The 16,228-nt window shown below is 64.5% G+C and carries 14 protein-coding genes and 1 pseudogene; 7 read left to right on the forward strand and 8 right to left on the reverse strand.

The window, feature by feature from the left end; all coding sequences use genetic code 11:
• The first annotated feature begins 93 nt into the window (after positions 1 to 93).
• Positions 94 to 1,239, forward strand: coding sequence for an alpha-hydroxy acid oxidase (locus CK489_RS20770; RefSeq protein ID WP_095733506.1), 1,146 nt, complete (start codon positions 94 to 96; stop codon positions 1,237 to 1,239).
• Positions 1,240 to 1,242: 3 nt separating this feature from the next.
• On the opposite strand, the gene rocD is transcribed toward CK489_RS20770, so the two are convergent.
• The 3 genes from rocD to CK489_RS20785 form a co-directional block, all read right to left on the reverse strand.
• Positions 1,243 to 2,457 (reverse strand): ornithine--oxo-acid transaminase, encoded by a 1,215-nt coding sequence (rocD, locus tag CK489_RS20775; RefSeq protein WP_095733507.1) that lies wholly within the window; start codon positions 2,455 to 2,457, stop codon positions 1,243 to 1,245.
• Positions 2,458 to 2,594: 137 nt separating this feature from the next.
• Entirely contained in the window at positions 2,595 to 3,272 is a 678-nt protein-coding gene (locus CK489_RS20780) for a potassium channel family protein (RefSeq protein WP_095733508.1), read from the reverse strand.
• Positions 3,273 to 3,276: 4 nt separating this feature from the next.
• Positions 3,277 to 4,500, reverse strand: a complete 1,224-nt coding sequence (locus tag CK489_RS20785) for a cytochrome P450 (RefSeq protein ID WP_095733509.1) — start codon at positions 4,498 to 4,500, stop codon at positions 3,277 to 3,279.
• A gap of 206 nt (positions 4,501 to 4,706) precedes the next feature.
• On the opposite strand from CK489_RS20785, the gene CK489_RS20790 reads away from it, so the two are divergent.
• The 6 genes from CK489_RS20790 to cnbZ all read left to right on the forward strand — a co-directional run bounded on the left by CK489_RS20790 (position 4,707) and on the right by cnbZ (position 11,910).
• Positions 4,707 to 5,240 carry a thiamine pyrophosphate-binding protein gene (locus tag CK489_RS20790; RefSeq protein ID WP_095733510.1) on the forward strand — a complete coding sequence of 178 codons (534 nt, stop codon included), beginning with the start codon at positions 4,707 to 4,709 and terminating at the stop codon, positions 5,238 to 5,240.
• Positions 5,237 to 5,827, forward strand: coding sequence for a thiamine pyrophosphate-dependent enzyme (locus CK489_RS20795; RefSeq protein ID WP_050631251.1), 591 nt, complete (start codon positions 5,237 to 5,239; stop codon positions 5,825 to 5,827). The genes CK489_RS20790 and CK489_RS20795 overlap by 4 nt, the downstream gene beginning before the upstream one ends.
• A gap of 64 nt (positions 5,828 to 5,891) precedes the next feature.
• Complete coding sequence (locus CK489_RS20800) at positions 5,892 to 6,593, forward strand: TetR/AcrR family transcriptional regulator (RefSeq protein WP_095733511.1); 702 nt, start codon at positions 5,892 to 5,894, stop codon at positions 6,591 to 6,593.
• A gap of 1 nt (position 6,594) precedes the next feature.
• Positions 6,595 to 7,788, forward strand: coding sequence for an efflux RND transporter periplasmic adaptor subunit (locus CK489_RS20805; RefSeq protein ID WP_095733512.1), 1,194 nt, complete (start codon positions 6,595 to 6,597; stop codon positions 7,786 to 7,788).
• Positions 7,789 to 7,871: 83 nt separating this feature from the next.
• A complete protein-coding gene (locus CK489_RS20810; RefSeq protein ID WP_050631249.1) occupies positions 7,872 to 10,973 on the forward strand; it encodes a multidrug efflux RND transporter permease subunit in 3,102 nt (1,033 codons plus the stop codon).
• A 193-nt stretch (positions 10,974 to 11,166) separates the two neighbouring features.
• Positions 11,167 to 11,910 (forward strand): 2-amino-5-chloromuconate deaminase CnbZ, encoded by a 744-nt coding sequence (gene cnbZ, locus CK489_RS20815; protein WP_095733513.1) that lies wholly within the window; start codon positions 11,167 to 11,169, stop codon positions 11,908 to 11,910.
• Here the strand turns inward: cnbZ and CK489_RS20820 are convergent.
• The 5 genes and pseudogenes from CK489_RS20820 to CK489_RS20835 form a co-directional block, all read right to left on the reverse strand.
• Positions 11,907 to 12,635, reverse strand: a complete 729-nt coding sequence (locus tag CK489_RS20820; RefSeq protein ID WP_245350443.1) for an RCC1 domain-containing protein — start codon at positions 12,633 to 12,635, stop codon at positions 11,907 to 11,909. The two genes, cnbZ and CK489_RS20820, sit on opposite strands and share 4 nt — an antisense overlap.
• Before the next feature lie 66 nt (positions 12,636 to 12,701).
• A pseudogene (locus CK489_RS42935) lies at positions 12,702 to 12,932 on the reverse strand (RCC1-like domain-containing protein); the annotation flags it as partial.
• Positions 12,830 to 13,720: an ABC transporter permease gene (locus CK489_RS20825; protein WP_095733514.1), complete on the reverse strand. Its 891-nt coding sequence runs from the start codon at positions 13,718 to 13,720 to the stop codon at positions 12,830 to 12,832. The pseudogene CK489_RS42935 and the gene CK489_RS20825, both read right to left, overlap by 103 nt.
• 4 nt (positions 13,721 to 13,724) lie before the next feature.
• Complete coding sequence (locus CK489_RS20830; protein ID WP_095733515.1) at positions 13,725 to 14,666, reverse strand: ABC transporter permease; 942 nt, start codon at positions 14,664 to 14,666, stop codon at positions 13,725 to 13,727.
• Positions 14,667 to 14,697: 31 nt separating this feature from the next.
• Positions 14,698 to 16,209 (reverse strand): ABC transporter substrate-binding protein, encoded by a 1,512-nt coding sequence (locus CK489_RS20835; RefSeq protein ID WP_095733516.1) that lies wholly within the window; start codon positions 16,207 to 16,209, stop codon positions 14,698 to 14,700.
• Between the last annotated feature and the right edge of the window lie 19 nt (positions 16,210 to 16,228).

Consider the following 16,228-nt stretch of genomic DNA (forward strand, 5'->3'; position numbering starts at 1 on the left):
AAGGCGAGGCATGCCCGTTATTCCGGTTCGTGCCGAGCGTGCACGGTGCAGAAGCGCCGTTGCGCGCCGCGACCCGGGTCTGCGGAGCACGATATGCGTCTGAGCGATTGTCATAATTTCCACGATTTCCGGGAGCTGGCGAGGCGGCGGCTTCCAGGGCCGATCTTCGACTATATCGACGGCGCCGCGGACGATGAGGCGACGCTTCGCCAGAACACGGCGAGCTTCGAGTGCTGCGATCTGGTGCCCAACGTCCTGCGCGGCGTGGAGAATGTCGATCTTTCGGTCACCGTGATGGGCCAGAAGCTGGCGACGCCATTCTACTGTTCACCGACCGCGCTGCAGCGCCTGTTTCATCATCAGGGTGAACGCGCCGTCGCGGCGGCGGCCGCGAAGTACGGCACCATGTTTGGCGTCTCCTCGCTCGGCACCGTCAGCCTCGAGGAATTGCGCAAGGCGTATGATACGCCGCAGGTCTACCAGTTCTACTTCCACCGGGATCGCGGCCTGAACACGGCGATGATGCAGCGCGCCAAGCAGGCCGGCGTCAACGTCATGATGTTGACGGTCGACAGCATCACCGGCGGCAACCGCGAGCGCGATCTGCGCACCGGCTTCTCGATCCCGTTCAAGCTGACGCTTGGCGGCATGCTGCAGTTTGCCATCAAGCCGGCATGGGCCATCAATTACGTCACCCATGAAAGCTTCAAGCTGCCGCAACTCGACGAGCATGTCGACATGAGCGGCGGCGCGATGTCGATCGGACGTTATTTTACGGAGATGCTCGATCCCGCCATGACATGGGATGACGTCGCCAAGATGGTCCGGGAGTGGAATGGCCAATTTTGCCTGAAGGGCATCATGTCGGTCGAGGATGCCAAACGCGCGGTCGAGATCGGCTGCACGGGCATCATCCTGTCCAATCACGGCGGCCGGCAGCTCGATGGCTCCCGGGCGGCGTTCGATCAGCTCGCCGAGATCGTCGATGCGGTGGGTGACCAGATCGATGTGATGATGGACGGCGGCATCAAGCGCGGCACCCATGTGCTGAAGGCGCTGTCGCTCGGCGCCAAGGCCGTCGGCGTCGGACGCTTCTATCTCTACCCGCTTGCGGCGGCCGGGCAGGCGGGAGTTGAGCGGGCGCTCGGCCTCATGCAGGCCGAACTGGTGCGGGACATGCGGCTGATGGGGTGCTCCTCGATCAGCCAGCTTTCTCGCGCAAACCTGCGGTTCAGATAGCCGTTACGTCAGATCCTGCGTCAACACGGCGCCGATCTGCTCCAGCGCCCAATCGACCTGGTCGCCGGTGATCACCAGCGGCGGCGCGACCCGGATGGTGTGCTCGTGGGTGTCCTTGGCCAGGATGCCTTTCTCCCGCAGCAGCTCGCAATAGCGGCGCGCGGGACCGGCCTCGGGGTGAAGCTCGACCGCCAGCATCAGCCCGCGTCCGCGCACCTCGCGAACGGTGTTGGCGCGGATGCTGCGCAGGCCGTCGAGGAAGCGCGCGCCCTGGACGGCCGCGTTCTCGATCATGCCTTCGTCGACCAGCGCGCGCAGCGCCGCGCGGGCAACCGCGCAGGCGAGCGGATTGCCGCCGAACGTCGAGCCGTGCTGGCCGGGCTTCAGGGTGCCGAGCACCTCGTTGTTGGAGAGCACGGCCGAGACCGGATAGAAGCCGCCGGACAGCGCCTTGCCGAGCAGCGTGACGTCGGCCTCGATTCCTTCGTGCTGTTCCGCCAGCAGCTTGCCGGTGCGGCCGAGCCCGGTCTGGATCTCGTCGAAGACCAGCATGATGTTGTTGCGCGTGCAGAGCTCGCGGACTTCGGCGAAATAGCCCGCAGGCGGAATGATGACGCCGGCCTCGCCCTGGATCGGCTCGACCAGGAAGGCAACGGTGTTGGGCGTGATCGCCTCCTCGAGCGCCCTGGCGTGGCCGAACGGAATGATCCTGAAGCCCGGTGCGAACGGACCGAAATGCGCGCGTGTGTCCGGGTCGGTGCTGAAGCCGACGATCGCCAGCGTGCGGCCGTGGAAATTGTCGGCGCAGACGATGATCTCGGCCTTGCCGTCAGGCACGCCCTTGACCTCGTAGCCCCATTTGCGCACCGACTTGATCGCGCTCTCCACCGCCTCCGCGCCGCTGTTCATCGGCAGCACCTTGTGGGAGCCGGTCAATCCGGCGAGTTCCTCGTAGAACGGTGCGAGCTGATCGTTGTGGAAGGCCCGCGAGGTCAGCGTCAGGCGGCCGGCCTGCTCGATCATGGCGGCGAGGATCTTTGGATGGCAGTGGCCCTGGTTGACCGCCGAATAGGCCGAAAGACAATCGAGGTAGCGTTTGCCGTCGGTATCCCAGACCCAGACGCCTTTGCCGCGCGACAGCACGACGCCGAGCGGCGCGTAGTTCTGGGCGCCAAACTGCGCTTCCCTGGCGATGAAATCGGAGACTGGCGGACGCATGGCTCGTCACTCCAGTTGTGCAGCACTGACACGGTGAGGTGTCGGTCGATCACATCATAGCTGATTTGGGGATCGGCCCGCCTGCCTTAAAGGATGGCTGTGCACCAAATTTGGTGGATTCTGTCAGCGCTGCTGCGCTACGAATCCTGGTCGCGGTGCGCGATCTCGAGCGTGACGAGCCGGGCAAGCAGCGTCGCCGGATAGAGCTGGCCGAAGATCGCCTCGACATTGCACAGGCTGCGCGCCATCGGATGCAATGGCGCGACGTCGCCATAGCCGGTTGTCGTCAACGTGGCGAAAGAGAAATAGATCAGCTGGCTTGCGAGCGACGGACGGTCCTCGACCTTCATGCCGGCAAACGCATCGGGCACCAGCGTGCCGATGAACGTGTAGAGCGCCGCGAAGATCACGGCCACCGTGAGATAGAGCAGGACCGCGCCGATGACACGGTGATAGGTGACGCGTCCCGGCGCGAAGGTCGCGCGCGCCACCGTCACCGCCATCGTGAGGCCGACCAGGAGCCAGGAGGCGGCGAACAGGTTGAGGTCGAGGATCGAGGGCGAGCGCAGCCGCAGGATCGCGCCGGTGACGATCATCGCGAGCGCGACCAGCATGGTGGCGACGGCAATCGCGCTGCCCGACATCACGAACACGCCGCCGACAAGGAAGATGGCAAGCAGCAGCTCGAACACCTGGAATTCGAACAGGCCGAGCGCCTGCAACGGCGCCACCACGAACATCATGACCAGCAGCAGCACGGTCAGCACCGTCAGCAGCGAATCGCCCCAGCGCTCGCGCAATTGCTCTGGGGTCATCGGATCACGCGCCGCGTCGGCATGGCACGCTGAGGAAGCCGCGGAAGCGCACCCGGCCGCCGCGCACCGGCTCGCTGTCGAGCACGTAGTTTGGGAAACGGGCCAGGAAGCGCGAGATCGCGATCGCGCCTTCGAGCCGCGCCAGCGCCATCCCGGCGCATTGATGCGCGCCGGTCCCGAAGGCGAGGTGGCGGTTCGGCGTGCGTGCGACGTCGAAGCCTTCGGGGTTGGGAAATTGCGCGGGGTCACGGTTGGCGGCGCCGATGCACAGCGTGACCAGCGTACCGGCCGGCAGCTTGATGCCGGCAAGCTCGGTCTCTTCCACGATCATGCGGTTGCCGAGCTGGTTGGAGCTTTCGTAGCGCAGCATCTCCTCGACCGCGGTCTTGATCAGCTCGGGCTGGGCGAGCAGCCGCTGCTTCTGATCTGGATATTGGGTGAGCGTCACCAGCCCGTTGCCGATCAGATTGGTCGTGGTCTCGTGGCCGGCGTTGAGCAGGAAGATGCAGTTGTGCAGCAATTCCTTCGCGGTCAGCCGCTCGCCATTGTCCTCGCCCTGGATAAGCCGGGTCAGCACGTCGCGTTCGGGATTGCCGGGCCTTGCGCGGCGGCGTTCGACGAGGGTTTCGAGATAGGCGAGGAAATCCTTCACCGCGTTGTTGCCGCGGTCGAACGCGTCCTTGCCGATCACCGGCTCCAGCGCGCCCAAAATCGCCAGCGACCAGTCGCGCAGCGGTTCGCGCTCGTCATGCGGCACGTCGAGCAGATTGCCGATCACCTCGACCGGGATTGCCGAGGCGAAATCCTCGATCAGCTCGAAGCGCTCTTTGGCGGCGATCCGGTCGAGCAGGCTGTCGACCAGAGCGATCAGGTCCGGCTCCATGCTGGCGATCGCCCGCGGCGACAACGCGCCCATGATCAACCGACGCACGCGGGTGTGCGCCGGCGGGTCGTTGAAGACGAGGCTGGTCGTGTGGTGCTCGTAGAGCAGCGAGTCGCCGTATTTCGGCAGGAACTCCTTCTTCTTGTCGGAGGAGAATACCTTGGTGTTCTTGTAGGCGGCGATCAGGTCGTCGTAGCGGGTGAGAAAATAGCAGCCGTTCGGCAGCCGCTTGACCGGCGCATGCTCGCGCAGCGCGCGATAGGTCGGGTAGGGGTTGGCGTAGAAGTCGGCCGTCAGCTTCTCCAGGTCGAAGCCGTCAGCCAGCTCGCGCGCGTGCCCGTCCATGGCGGATATCCAACCCCTATTAGTTTCATTTGCAACTATCGTAAGCCGCAGACGGCGGCCGCGCAACACAATTTGCAAGCTGACGGAACAGCGCACCGCGCCGCGCGATGCCTGCAAATCGCAGAGCCATATGCGGTTTTGCGCTTTGATGAAGCGCGCGCGCCCCTCTACAGTCGCGGCCAAACAAGAGAGAGCCGGAAACGCCAATGCATGCCCGTGCCGACACCGTGGCCTCCTGGCCCGAGGAGATCTTTTCGATATTGCAGCGCTTCGAGGTGCGCCAGGTGCCCTACGTGCCGGACGCCGGGCATTCGGAGCTGATCGAGCGCGTGCTGGGGTCGTCATCGATGCGCGGCATTGCGCTGACGACCGAGGAAGAGGGCGTGGCGCTGCTCGCTGGCGCCTGGGCCGGCGGCCAGCGCGGCGTGCTGCTGATGCAGTCGAGCGGGGTCGGCAATTGCATCAACATGCTGTCGCTGGTGCAGATCTTCCGCCTGCCGTTCCTCACCCTCGTGACGATGCGCGGCGAATGGGGCGAGTTCAATCCGTGGCAGGTGCCGATGGGCTCGAACACGCAAGGCATTCTCGAATTGTCGGGGATCAAGGTATTGCGGGCCTCGCGGCCTGACGAGGTGCGCGAAGTCGTCGAGGCCGGCGCGGCGCAGGCCTACAATGCCTGCACGCCCACCGCCGTCCTGCTGTCGCAGCGCCTGATCGGGGCAAAGGTCTTCACCAAATGAGCAAAGCCAATCTCCTCGACCGCCGCGCCGTGGTTGCCGAACTGCTGCGGGATCGCAAGGGCGCCTTCGCTGTCGGCGGTCTCGGTGCCTCGACCTATGACATCGCTGCGGCCGGCGACCACGACCGCAATTTCTATCTCTGGGGCGGCATGGGCGGCGCCGTCATGATCGGGCTCGGCCTCGCGCTGGCGCAGCCGACGCTGCCGGTCGTCGTGATCACCGGCGACGGCGAGATGCTGATGGGGATGGGGAGCCTTGCGACCGTCGCGCTGCAGCAGCCGAAAAACCTCTCGATCATCGTGCTGGACAACGAGGCCTATGGGGAGACCGGCGGCCAGAGCAGCCATACCGGTGGAACCGCCGACCTCGTGGGTGTTGCCAGAGCCTGCGGAATTGGAGATAGCCGCTCGATCAGCACGATGGCCGAGGTCGAGGCATTTGCCTCGTCTTTGCAAGACGTTACGGCGGGGCCGCGGTTCGCGAGCGCGAAGATCGACGGGGCCAATCTGGAACGCGTGCTGTCCAGTCGGGACGGCACCTACATCGTGAACCGCATCAGGGGATCGATCGGCCACACTCCAATTTAAAGTAGCTTTCGCGGTGCAATAGAACCTTGACTTTTGGTAAAGTGAGTGATTACTCACGACCCAAATGTCTACCTTACGCATGACGAGTGACTTGCGGCGTCAGTTGATCCTGAGCGCCGCAAAGCGGTGTTTCGCCCGCAACGGCTTTGCCGGCACCACGACAAAGAGCGTGGCGGCCGCGGCTGCCATTTCGGAAGGGCTGCTGTTCAAGCACTTCCCGTCGAAGGCCGCGCTCTACGCCGAGATCCTTGCCGAGGAGTGCGAGGCGGATCCCGATCTCGCGCATCTGCTCGGCCAGGAGCCGTCGACCGCGACGCTGGTCGAACTGGTGCAGGGCATGGTCGGCCACTTCATGCAACTGCGCGATGCGCCGGACCAGGAAGAGACACAGCGGATGCGGCTGATGGTGACGAGCCATCTCGACGACGGCGAGTTCGCGCGGCTGCTCTACGACAAGGTCGGCAAGCTGATCGGTCCGACCTTCGCCGCCTCGCTCGAGCGGGCGATCGCCGCCGGCGAGGCGACACGGATCGGCGACGAGCCGCTCAACCTGTTCTGGTTTGCGCACCACACCGTGCTTATGGGTGCGCTGACGCAGCTGCCTGCGACACCTTGTCTCCCCTATGGCGATGCTGCTGCGGCGGAGCGGCAGCTTTGCCAGTTCATTCTTCGCGGTATCGGACTTACCGAAGCCGCAATTTCAACTCATTTGAGCCGCCAGCCGTCGCCGAGCGCAGGACCGTCGGTAACTGCAGAAAGTGCATGACATGAATATCCAGACCGAAAGCCACATCTCGGGTCAACCGATCAAGGAGAAACAAGCCAAGCGTCCCGTCCGCATGGTGCGCTGGTTCATCATCGTAGGCCTGTTGCTGGCCCTGCTGGTCGGCGCGCTGGTCGGTTTCAACGCCTTCCGCAGCCACATGATCGCGCAGTTCTTCGCCAACAATAAGCCGCCGCCGTCGAACGTCACGGCCGCCGAGGCGAAGACGGAAGTGATTCCGAATCTGTTGACCGCTGTCGGCGATCTCGTCGCCGTGCACCAGGTCAACGTCACGACCGACGTGCCGGGCCGCATCACCGAGATCCTGTTCACCGCCGGTAGCCATGTGAAGGCAGGCACGCCGCTGGTGCAGCTGTTCGACGCGCCGGAGCAGGGCGATCTCGCCAGCTTCAAGGCGCAGGCGACCGTGGGCGAGCAGCAGCTCGACCGCGCCAAGCAGCTCGCGTCGCGCCAGTTCGGGCCGCAGTCGACAGTCGATACGGCGCAGGCGACCTACGACCAGGCCAAGGCGGGCATCGCCAAGACCGAGGCGCTGATCTCGCAGAAGCTGGTGCGCGCACCGTTCGAAGGCGATCTCGGCGTGCGCCAGGTCGAAGTCGGCCAGTATCTGACGGCCGGCACGCAGATCGTGTCGCTGACCGATCTGTCGGTGCTGTATGCCAACCTGACCGTGACCGAAAAGCAGAGCTCGCAGATCAAGGTCGGTCAGGCCGTGCGGATCGCGGTCGACGCCTATCCGGGCCGCACCTTCGATGGCAAGATCACGACCATCGAGCCGCAGATCGCGACCGACACCCGCAACATCCGGGTTCAGGCCACGATCCAGAATCCGGACAGCATCCTCAAGCCCGGCATGTTCGCGACCACCACGATCGTGCTGCCGGACAAGCCGCCGGTCGTCACGGTTCCTGAAACCGCGGTCGACTACACGCTGTACGGCGACTCGGTATTCCTGATCACCGAGAAGAAGGGCGAGGACGGCAAGACCACCCTGACCGCGGACCGCACCTTCGTGAAGACGGGCAATCGCGTCGAGGGCCGGGTCGAGATCCTCAAGGGCCTGAAGGCCGGCGACAAGGTCGTGGCCGTCGGCCAGATCAAGCTGCAGTCGGGCATGGCGGTTGCGATCTCGACCGACCCGGCGCCGCCGGTCCCGGCCGAGCCGCCGCGCTACTGATCCCGATCATCTGAACTCGGAGGGCCTGCTGGCCCTCCGCCACATGTTGCCGCAACCGGCAGACAACACGAATCGAGTTGGCGATGGCCTTCACTGATATTTTCATCAAGCGCCCGGTGCTGTCGGTCGTCGTCAGCCTGCTGATCCTTCTGATCGGCTTGCGCGCGGCGATGGTGCTGCCGATCCGGCAATATCCGAATCTGTCGAACACCGTCGTGACGATTACGACGTCATATCCCGGCGCGTCGCCGGAGCTGATCAACGGCTTCATCACGACGCCGATCGAGCAGGCCGTCGCGTCGGCCGAAGGCGTCGACTACATGACGTCGAACTCGGTGCTCGGCACCTCGACGATCCAGGTCTACGTCAAGCTCAATCACGATCCGAACCAGGCGCTCACCGAGGTGCTCGCCAAGGTCAACTCGGTCAAATACCTGATCCCGAAGGAAGCCTTCGACCCGGTCGTGACCAAGGCGACCGGCGACACCATCGCCGTGATGTATCTCGGCTTCTCCAGCGAGGAGCTGACCGGATCGGCGATCTCGGACTATCTGACCCGCGTCGTGCAGCCGGTGCTCTCGACGGTCGACGGCGTCGCTTCGGCCGACATCCTCGGCGGCCAGACCTTTGCGATGCGCGTCTGGCTCGATCCGACCCGGATGGCCGGGCGCGGCGTCTCGCCCAACGACGTTGCGGCTGCGATCGCCGCCAACAACTTCCAGGCGGCGGCCGGCCAGACCAAGGGCTTCTTCATCGTCTCCAACGTCTCGGCCAATACCGACCTTCAGAACATCGATCAGTTCAAGCGAATGATCGTGAAGGCGAAGGACGGCGGCTTCGTGCGCATCGAGGACATCGCGACGGTGGAGCTCGCGGCGCAGTCGACCGACGCCAGCGTCGCCTTCAACGGCGAGCATGCGATCTTCATCGGCATCAAGGCGACGCCGCAGGGCAACCCGCTGACCCTGGTGAAGGGCGTGCGCGCGCTGTTCCCCGACCTCGAGCGCAATTTGCCGCCGTCGATGAAGATGAAGGTGGCCTACGACTCCACCAAGTTCATCCAATCGTCGATCGACGAGGTCGAGAAGACGCTGACCGAAGCGGTCTTGATCGTCGTCGTCGTCATCTTCCTGTTCCTGGCCTCGCTGCGGTCGGTGATCATTCCCGTCGTCACCATTCCGCTGTCGCTGATCGGCGTCTGCATCCTGATGCTGGCGGCCGGCTTCAGCTTCAACCTGCTGACGCTGCTGGCGATGGTGCTCGCGATCGGTCTCGTGGTCGACGACGCCATCGTGGTGGTGGAGAACATCCATCGACATCTCGAGGAGGGCCTGCCACCCGTGCAGGCATCACTAAAAGGCGCGCGCGAAATCGTCGGCCCCGTCGTCTCGATGACGATCACGCTGGCGGCGGTGTACGCGCCGATCGGATTCCTCGGCGGCGTGACCGGTACGCTGTTCCGCGAATTCGCCTTCACGCTGGCCGGCTCGGTGATCGTGTCGGGCGTGATCGCGCTGACGCTGTCGCCGATGATGTGCTCGGTGTTCCTCAAGAGCGCGGAAGAGGGGCGTTTCGCCAAGCTGGTCAATCGCGTGTTCGGCGCGGTGACCCGCGCCTATGGCCGCCAGCTCGACCGCTCGCTCGACTACCGTCCGATCACGGCGCTGTTCGCCGTGACCATCCTCGGCCTGGTCGGCTTCCTCTACATGCACATCCAGAAGGAGCTGGCGCCGCAGGAAGACCAGGGCATCGTGTTCGCAGTGACCAAGGCGCCGAAATACGCCAACATCGACTACATCGATTTCTACGGCGACAAGATGGACAAGGAGTTCCAGAAGTTTCCCGAGACCGACCTGCGGTTCATCCTGAACGGCATCACCGGTCCGCAGGGCGGCTTCGCCGGCATGCTGCTCAAGCCGTGGGATGAGCGCAAGCGCTCGGCCCAGACGCTGCAGCCGCTGGTGCAGAACGAGCTGTCGAAGATCGAAGGCGTCAGCGCGTTCGCGTTCAGCCTGCCGCCGCTGCCCGGCGGACCCGGCGGTCTACCGGTGCAGATGGTGATCTCTTCGACCGCCGGCTTCCAGCAGGTGTTCGACCAGATGAGCAAGCTGAAGGACGCCGCGCGCAAGAGCGGCCTGTTCATCGTCACCGACAGCGACCTCGACTTCAACCAGCCGGTGGTGCGGGTGAAGGTCGATCGCTCCAAGGCGAGCGATCTCGGCATCACCATGCAGTCGATCGGTGGAGCCTTGGCGACGCTGCTCGGCGGCAACTACGTCAACCGCTTCAACCTCGAAGGCCGTTCCTATCAGGTGATCCCGCAGGTGCCGCGCGCCAGCCGGCTCGCGCCTGAGTCGTTCGACAACTACTACGTCCCGACCGCGACCGGGCAGCTGGTGCGGCTGTCGACGGTGGTGACGGTCGAGACCGGCGTCGATCCGAACGCGCTGACCCACTACAACCAGCTCAACTCGTCGACCTTCCAGGCCGTGCCGATGCCCGGCGTGTCGATGGGCCAGGCGGTGGAGTTCCTGCAGGGTGAAGCCAAGAAGCTGCCGTCCGGCTTCAGCTATGACTTCCTGGCCGACTCCCGGCAATACGTCCATGAAGGCAACCAGCTGCTGGTCACCTTCGCGTTCGCCATCATCATCATCTTCCTGGTGCTGGCGGCGCAGTTCGAGAGCCTGCGCGATCCGTTCGTGATCATGATCTCGGTGCCGATGGCGATCGTCGGCGCCCTGATCCCGCTGTTCTTCGGCGTCGCCACCATGAACATATATACCCAGGTGGGCCTGCTGACGCTGGTCGGACTGATCACCAAGCACGGCATCCTGATGGTGGAGTTCGCCAACGAGCTGCAGCTCAACGAAGGACTGGACCGCCGCTCGGCGATCGAGATGTCGGCCCGGATTCGTCTGCGCCCGATCCTGATGACGACGGCGGCCATGGTCACCGGCCTGCTGCCGCTGCTCACCGCCTCGGGCGCCGGCGCCGCCAGCCGTTTCTCGATCGGGCTCGTGGTCGTCACCGGCATGACGATCGGCACACTGTTCACCCTGTTCGTGCTGCCGATGGTCTACACGGTGATCGCGACCGACCACCAGGCCGCGGCCCGTTCCGACCGCGCCAAGCAGATCGCCGACTACGAGATCGAAGGCCGTGGCGGCGCATTGAAACCGACCTGAGCCCTCCAGGCTCATGCTCGCAGGGAAGGCGGCACTGGCAAAAGCCACTGCCGCCTTTTCTTTGTCCCGTGATAGCCTTTGCCGACGGCGGGCAGATGACCGTTTGGTTTGACGCGTTTTCTTCACGCGAACCGGAAGACCACTTCGCTCGAAAACGTTATGCTCCGCCTCACAAGATCTGGAGGAAACAGGCATGGCGAGCGAGTTTGCGGCGGGCAATTACCGGTTCATTTCGGCCGTGTTCCAGTATTCAAGCGGCGCGCAGGCGAACGCCGGTTATGAGATCGAGCGGGTCCGCTTCGATCGGCTGGTGCCGCTTGCGGAGGGCTTTGCGCGGATCGCGGCCTACATCAAGGATGCCGGCAGGCCGCTGACCTCGTTCTGCGCCTGCGAATTGCGTTCGCCGGCCGCCTTCACCGAGGACGGTTTCCGCGCCTTCAACCAGCACTACGTCAAGACACTGGCCGAATGGGGCCTGTTCGACGGCACCATCAATCCGGTCGCGCGCAGCAACGTCTGTCCCGAGATCGATCCGCCGGCCGAACCGTCGTTCCATGCATTCTCGTTCACGCGGCCGAGCACCACCACGTCGCCGTCGTTCGTGATCGCGGGCGGCGCCGAGGCGCGCAGCGGTACGGCCAGCTATCCCGACCGCATCGTTTGCTATCGCGATCTCAGTCCCGGCGCATGGCGCGAGAAGGTCCGCTTCACCGCCGGCGAGATGGAGCGCCGTCTTGCGGAGTTCAGCTTCGGCTGGCAGGAGACGACCGCGGTGCAGGCCTACACCGTGCACGACATCCATCCCGTCATCGTCGACGAGCTGGTCCGCCGCGGCGCCACCCGCTCCGGCCTGACCTGGCACTTCTGCCGCCCGCCGGTGGTCGATCTCGAATACGAGATGGATTGCCGGCGCGTGTTGCGGGAGGTGGTGATCTAGGCTGAACCGATGCTCGCCGGGCCGCGGCCGGCGGGCAGCTTGATGCCACGCCACGCGCTCACGTCACATTGGCCATATCTGTTGTCGCCCGCAGCGACCACAGTCCCGTCGGCCACGATGGCCAGGGTGTGCGCGCAACCCGCAGCAATGCCGACGATCCCGCGCCAGTCTCCGATGTTGCATTGCCCGAGCTCATTCCAGCCTGCAGCGGTCACGGTACCGTTGGATCCAAGCCCAACGGTATGACTGCTGCCGGTGGCGATCTCCACAATGTCGCGCCAACCGTCCAGGTCGCACTGGCCTTGTGCATTTCGGCCGGTGGCCAATAGCCTGCCGTCGGATCGAAGGCCGACGGTATGAAGATAACCGGCTGCGACACGAACTATGCCTTGCCACTCCGATACGTTGCATTGGCTATACTGGTTGTTGCCGACCGCAACCACGGTGCCGTCGGACTTCAGCCCGACCGTATGCCAGTCGCCCGCCGCGACCGCGACGATATCGCGCCAGTCGGTCACATCGCACGCCCCCTCACTCTTGCGTCCCGCTGCAATAACCCTGCCGTCTGACCTGACACCGACGGTGCGGCGCCATCCGGCCGCGACCGCGACGATGTTGCGCCATCCGTCGACTTCGCACTGACCGTGTTTGTTCCACCCAGCAGCCACGACGGTCCCATCCGGTCGAAGGCCGACCGTGTGGGCGTTGCCGGTGTTCGTGGCCATATGAACGTTGCCTGACGCGACCGCCGAGACGTCACGCCAAATGCCGACGTCGCATTGACCGCATTTGTTGTCCCCGATGGCCGTCACGGTCCCGTCTGCGTGAAGGCCGACGGTATGACGGCAACCGGCACTTATCGTAGGGCTGATGGCTGCCGCCTCAGCGTGGCGGTGAGAACGTCTGATAGGTCCTGCGGTCACCGCGCCTTCGGATCCAGTGCGTCGCGCAGTCCGTCGCCGACCAGATTGAATGACAGCACGACCAGGAAGATCGCAAGTCCCGGCCAGATCGCCATCCACGGCGCGCTGGTCAGGAAGCGTTGCGCGGCGTTGAGCATGCTGCCCCAGGACGGCGCCGGCGGCTGCTGGCCGAGGCCGAGGAAGGACAAAGCGGCCTCGGCGATGATCGCGGCCGCGATCGACAGCGTGGCCTGCACCAGGAGCGCCGGCAGGATGTTGGGCAGGATGTGGACCAGCGCGATGCGCCAGCGCGGATTGCCCATCGCGCGCGCGGCCTCGACATAGTCCTCGACCTTGACGCTCATCACCTGGCCACGGGTCAGGCGGATGAAGATCGGGGTGGCCGAGACGCCGATCGCGATCATCGCATTGCCGAGGCTCGGGCCGAGGAACGCGGCGAGCGCGATCGCCAGGATCAGGAACGGGCAGGCCAGCATTGCGTCGGTGATGCGGCTGATCAGCACGTCGATGAAGCCGCCGCGATAGCCGGCAACGAGGCCGAGCGGCACGCCGATCGCAAGTGCGATGCTGACCGAGATCAGGCCGGCGAGCAGCGAGGCGCGGGCGCCGAACACGACGCGGGCGAGCACGTCGCGGCCGAGTTCGTCGGTGCCGAACCAGTGCTGCGCCGACGGCGCCTTGCGCACCAGCGACCAGCTCGCCGCGATCGGATCATAGGGCACGATCAGAGGTGCGAACCCCGCGAGCACGATGAAGAGCGCGATCACGACAAGGCCGAGCATTGCGCCCTTGCGCCTGACCAGCCGCCGCCAGGCGCGCCGCGCCGGGCTCTCCAGCGTTTCGGAAGCGACAAGCGAAGTGGCTGTCCCGAGCGTGGCGTCCGTCATCCGGTCAGCCCCTCAGCCGCGGGTTGACCAGGATGTAGGCGATGTCGGCGATCAGGTTGAGCGTGATGTAGATCGTCGCCGTGGTCAGCACCACGCCCTGCACGACGGCATAGTCGCGGTTGAACACGGCGTCGACGATCAGCTTGCCGAAGCCGGGGATCGAGAAGATCTGCTCGGTGAGCACCGCGCCCGACAGCAGCGTGCCGAGCTCGAGCGCGCCGAGCGTGATGATCGGCGTCAGGGCGTTGCGCATCGCATGCTTGAGGATCACGGTGCGCTCGGACAGGCCCTTGGCACGCGCGGTACGGACATAGTCGCTCTCCAGCACCTGCAGCATGGCACTTCGTGTGTGCCGCATCAGGATCGCGGCGATCGCATTGCCGAGCACGAAGGCCGGCATGATCGAGGCAGCGAGGCTGGCGCGCCAGTTCTCGGCGAGCGGCACGTAGCCGGAGGCCGGCAGCCAGCCGAGCTCGACGGAGAACAGGAAGATCAGCATGATGCCAAGCCAGAAATTCGGCGTCGAGATGCCCCACAGCGCGAACAGGTTGGCGCCGTAATCCCAGGCGGTGCCCTTCTTCACCGCGGAGAGGATGCCGGCGGGGATCCCGATCAGGAATGCGATGACGATGGCCATGCCGGCGATCTGCATCGTCACCGGCAATTTCTGTGCGATCAGGGCGAGCACCGGCATCTTGTTGCGCAGCGACTCGCCGAAGTCGCCCATGAGCACGCCCTTGATCCAATAGGCGTATTGCACCGGAATCGGTTGATCGAGATGGTACTGGGCGCGGATTTGCGCGATCACAGCCGGATCGCGCTCCTCGCCGGCCATCACCAGCGCCGGATCGCCGGGCAGCAAATGTTGCAGCGAGAAGATCAGGAGCGAGACGAAGAACAGCGTCGGGACCAGCTGAGCCAGCCGCTTGGCGAGGAAGTTCAGCATCGTCGGCCCCGCGTATCCTGCGCCGTGGCGATCATTTCAATTTCAGCCCGACCACGCGCACCAATCCATCCGGCATCTGCCGGTATCCCTCGACCTTGGTGGAGTGTGCAATCAGCAGCGTGCGGTGATAGAGATAGATGATCGGCTCGTCATTGAGCACGATCTTGGTCATCTTCTCGTAGATCGCCTTGCGCTGGGCGGGATCGTTGATCAGCCGCGCATCTTCCATCAACTTGTCCGCTTCCGCGTTGGAATAGCCGCCGTCGTTCTGCGGCGCCTTGGTATGCAGGAAGACATAGGAATTGCCGTCAGGATCGATCCGGCCGCTCCAGTTGATCTGGAATACCTGAAATTCGCCGGCCTGGGCCTGCTTGAACGTCGTTGCGAATTCGACCACACGGATCTTGATGTCAAAGCCCGCCTCGGCCGCCATCGACTGCACAACCTGGGCCACGGCTTCGTTCTCGGCCCCTTTGGGGACCATGTAGTCGATGGCGACGGGCAGCGTGACACCGGCCTCCTTCAGCAGTGCCTTAGCCTTGGCAACGTCGCGTCCCCGAACCGGAAACGCCTTCTGATAGTAGGGATGCGTCGGGCTGACCCATTGATTGCCCGGCGTGAACTCGCCGTTGAAGACGACCTGGTTGAGCGCCTCGCGGTCAATCGACAGATCGAGCGCCTGGCGCACCTTTTCCGATTGGCTGAGTGGCCCCTTGTTCTTGTCGTTGCCGATGTTGATGGTGAGGCCGAGATAGCCGAGTTCGGGCGCTGTCGACAGCACGAGCCGCTTGTCGGCGCGCACGTCCTTGATGTCGGTGGCGAGCACGCGCTCGATCAGATCTAGCCCGCCGGATTTGAGGTTGGCGAGCCGCACCGTGGCATCGACGATCGGAAGGAACACGATGCGATCGATGAAGACGTTGTCCTTGTTCCAGTAGTCCTGGAATTTCTCGAACACCATGCGGTCCTGTTGCACGCGTTCGACGAACTTGTAGGGGCCGGCGCAGACCGGATGCAGGCCGAATTTGTCGCCTGCTTCCTTCACGGCCTTCGGCGACACCATCATGCCGGCGCGGTCGGTCAACTGGGCGATCAGCGGCGAGTAGGGCGTCTTGAGCACTAGCTTGATGGTCAGGGGATCGACGACGTCGACATGGTCGAGCGCGGCCAATTCCGGTTTGCGAAACGAGGTCGGCAGCGTGAGGTGGCGCTCCAGCGAGAATTTGGCGGCTTCGGCGTCGAATGGCTCACCGTCGTGGAACTTGACGCCCGGCCGGAGCTTGATCGTCATCTCCTTGCCGTCGGCCGAACTCTCGTAGGACAGCGCGAGCTGCGGAACGATGTTCAGCTTCTCGTCAATGTCGAACAGCTTGTCGCAGAAGGCCGAAAAGACGATGCGGCCGACATAGGTGCGTCCGACTGAAGGATCGAGGATGTCGGGGTCTTCGGCGAGCCCGATGCGAAGCGTAGTCTCGGCACGCGCGCTCGTTCCGCACCAGGTCACGAGGGCTGCCATCAGGACCGCCAAGCGCCAAAATCTCATCGCCAACCCCTTATTCCCT

It is taken from the genome of Bradyrhizobium sp. UFLA03-84, from assembly GCF_002289535.1.
GTDB lineage: Bacteria > Pseudomonadota > Alphaproteobacteria > Rhizobiales > Xanthobacteraceae > Bradyrhizobium > Bradyrhizobium viridifuturi.

Excerpts from the sequence above, each read along its gene's own strand:
- CK489_RS20785 (WP_095733509.1), bottom strand. The coding sequence starts at position 4,500 with ATGGACGGGCACGCGCGCGAGCTGGCTGACGGCTTCGACCTGGAGAAG.
- CK489_RS20795 (WP_050631251.1), top strand. The coding sequence starts at position 5,237 with ATGAGCAAAGCCAATCTCCTCGACCGCCGCGCCGTGGTTGCCGAACTG.
- CK489_RS20810 (WP_050631249.1), top strand. The coding sequence starts at position 7,872 with ATGGCCTTCACTGATATTTTCATCAAGCGCCCGGTGCTGTCGGTCGTC.
- CK489_RS20790 (WP_095733510.1), top strand. The coding sequence starts at position 4,707 with ATGCATGCCCGTGCCGACACCGTGGCCTCCTGGCCCGAGGAGATCTTT.
- CK489_RS20825 (WP_095733514.1), bottom strand. The coding sequence starts at position 13,720 with ATGACGGACGCCACGCTCGGGACAGCCACTTCGCTTGTCGCTTCCGAA.
- CK489_RS20835 (WP_095733516.1), bottom strand. The coding sequence starts at position 16,209 with ATGAGATTTTGGCGCTTGGCGGTCCTGATGGCAGCCCTCGTGACCTGG.
- cnbZ (WP_095733513.1), top strand. The coding sequence starts at position 11,167 with ATGGCGAGCGAGTTTGCGGCGGGCAATTACCGGTTCATTTCGGCCGTG.
- rocD (WP_095733507.1), bottom strand. The coding sequence starts at position 2,457 with ATGCGTCCGCCAGTCTCCGATTTCATCGCCAGGGAAGCGCAGTTTGGC.
- CK489_RS20770 (WP_095733506.1), top strand. The coding sequence starts at position 94 with ATGCGTCTGAGCGATTGTCATAATTTCCACGATTTCCGGGAGCTGGCG.
- CK489_RS20780 (WP_095733508.1), bottom strand. The coding sequence starts at position 3,272 with ATGACCCCAGAGCAATTGCGCGAGCGCTGGGGCGATTCGCTGCTGACG.
- CK489_RS20800 (WP_095733511.1), top strand. The coding sequence starts at position 5,892 with ATGTCTACCTTACGCATGACGAGTGACTTGCGGCGTCAGTTGATCCTG.
- CK489_RS20805 (WP_095733512.1), top strand. The coding sequence starts at position 6,595 with ATGAATATCCAGACCGAAAGCCACATCTCGGGTCAACCGATCAAGGAG.
- CK489_RS20830 (WP_095733515.1), bottom strand. The coding sequence starts at position 14,666 with ATGCTGAACTTCCTCGCCAAGCGGCTGGCTCAGCTGGTCCCGACGCTG.
- CK489_RS20820 (WP_245350443.1), bottom strand. The coding sequence starts at position 12,635 with ATGGCCACGAACACCGGCAACGCCCACACGGTCGGCCTTCGACCGGAT.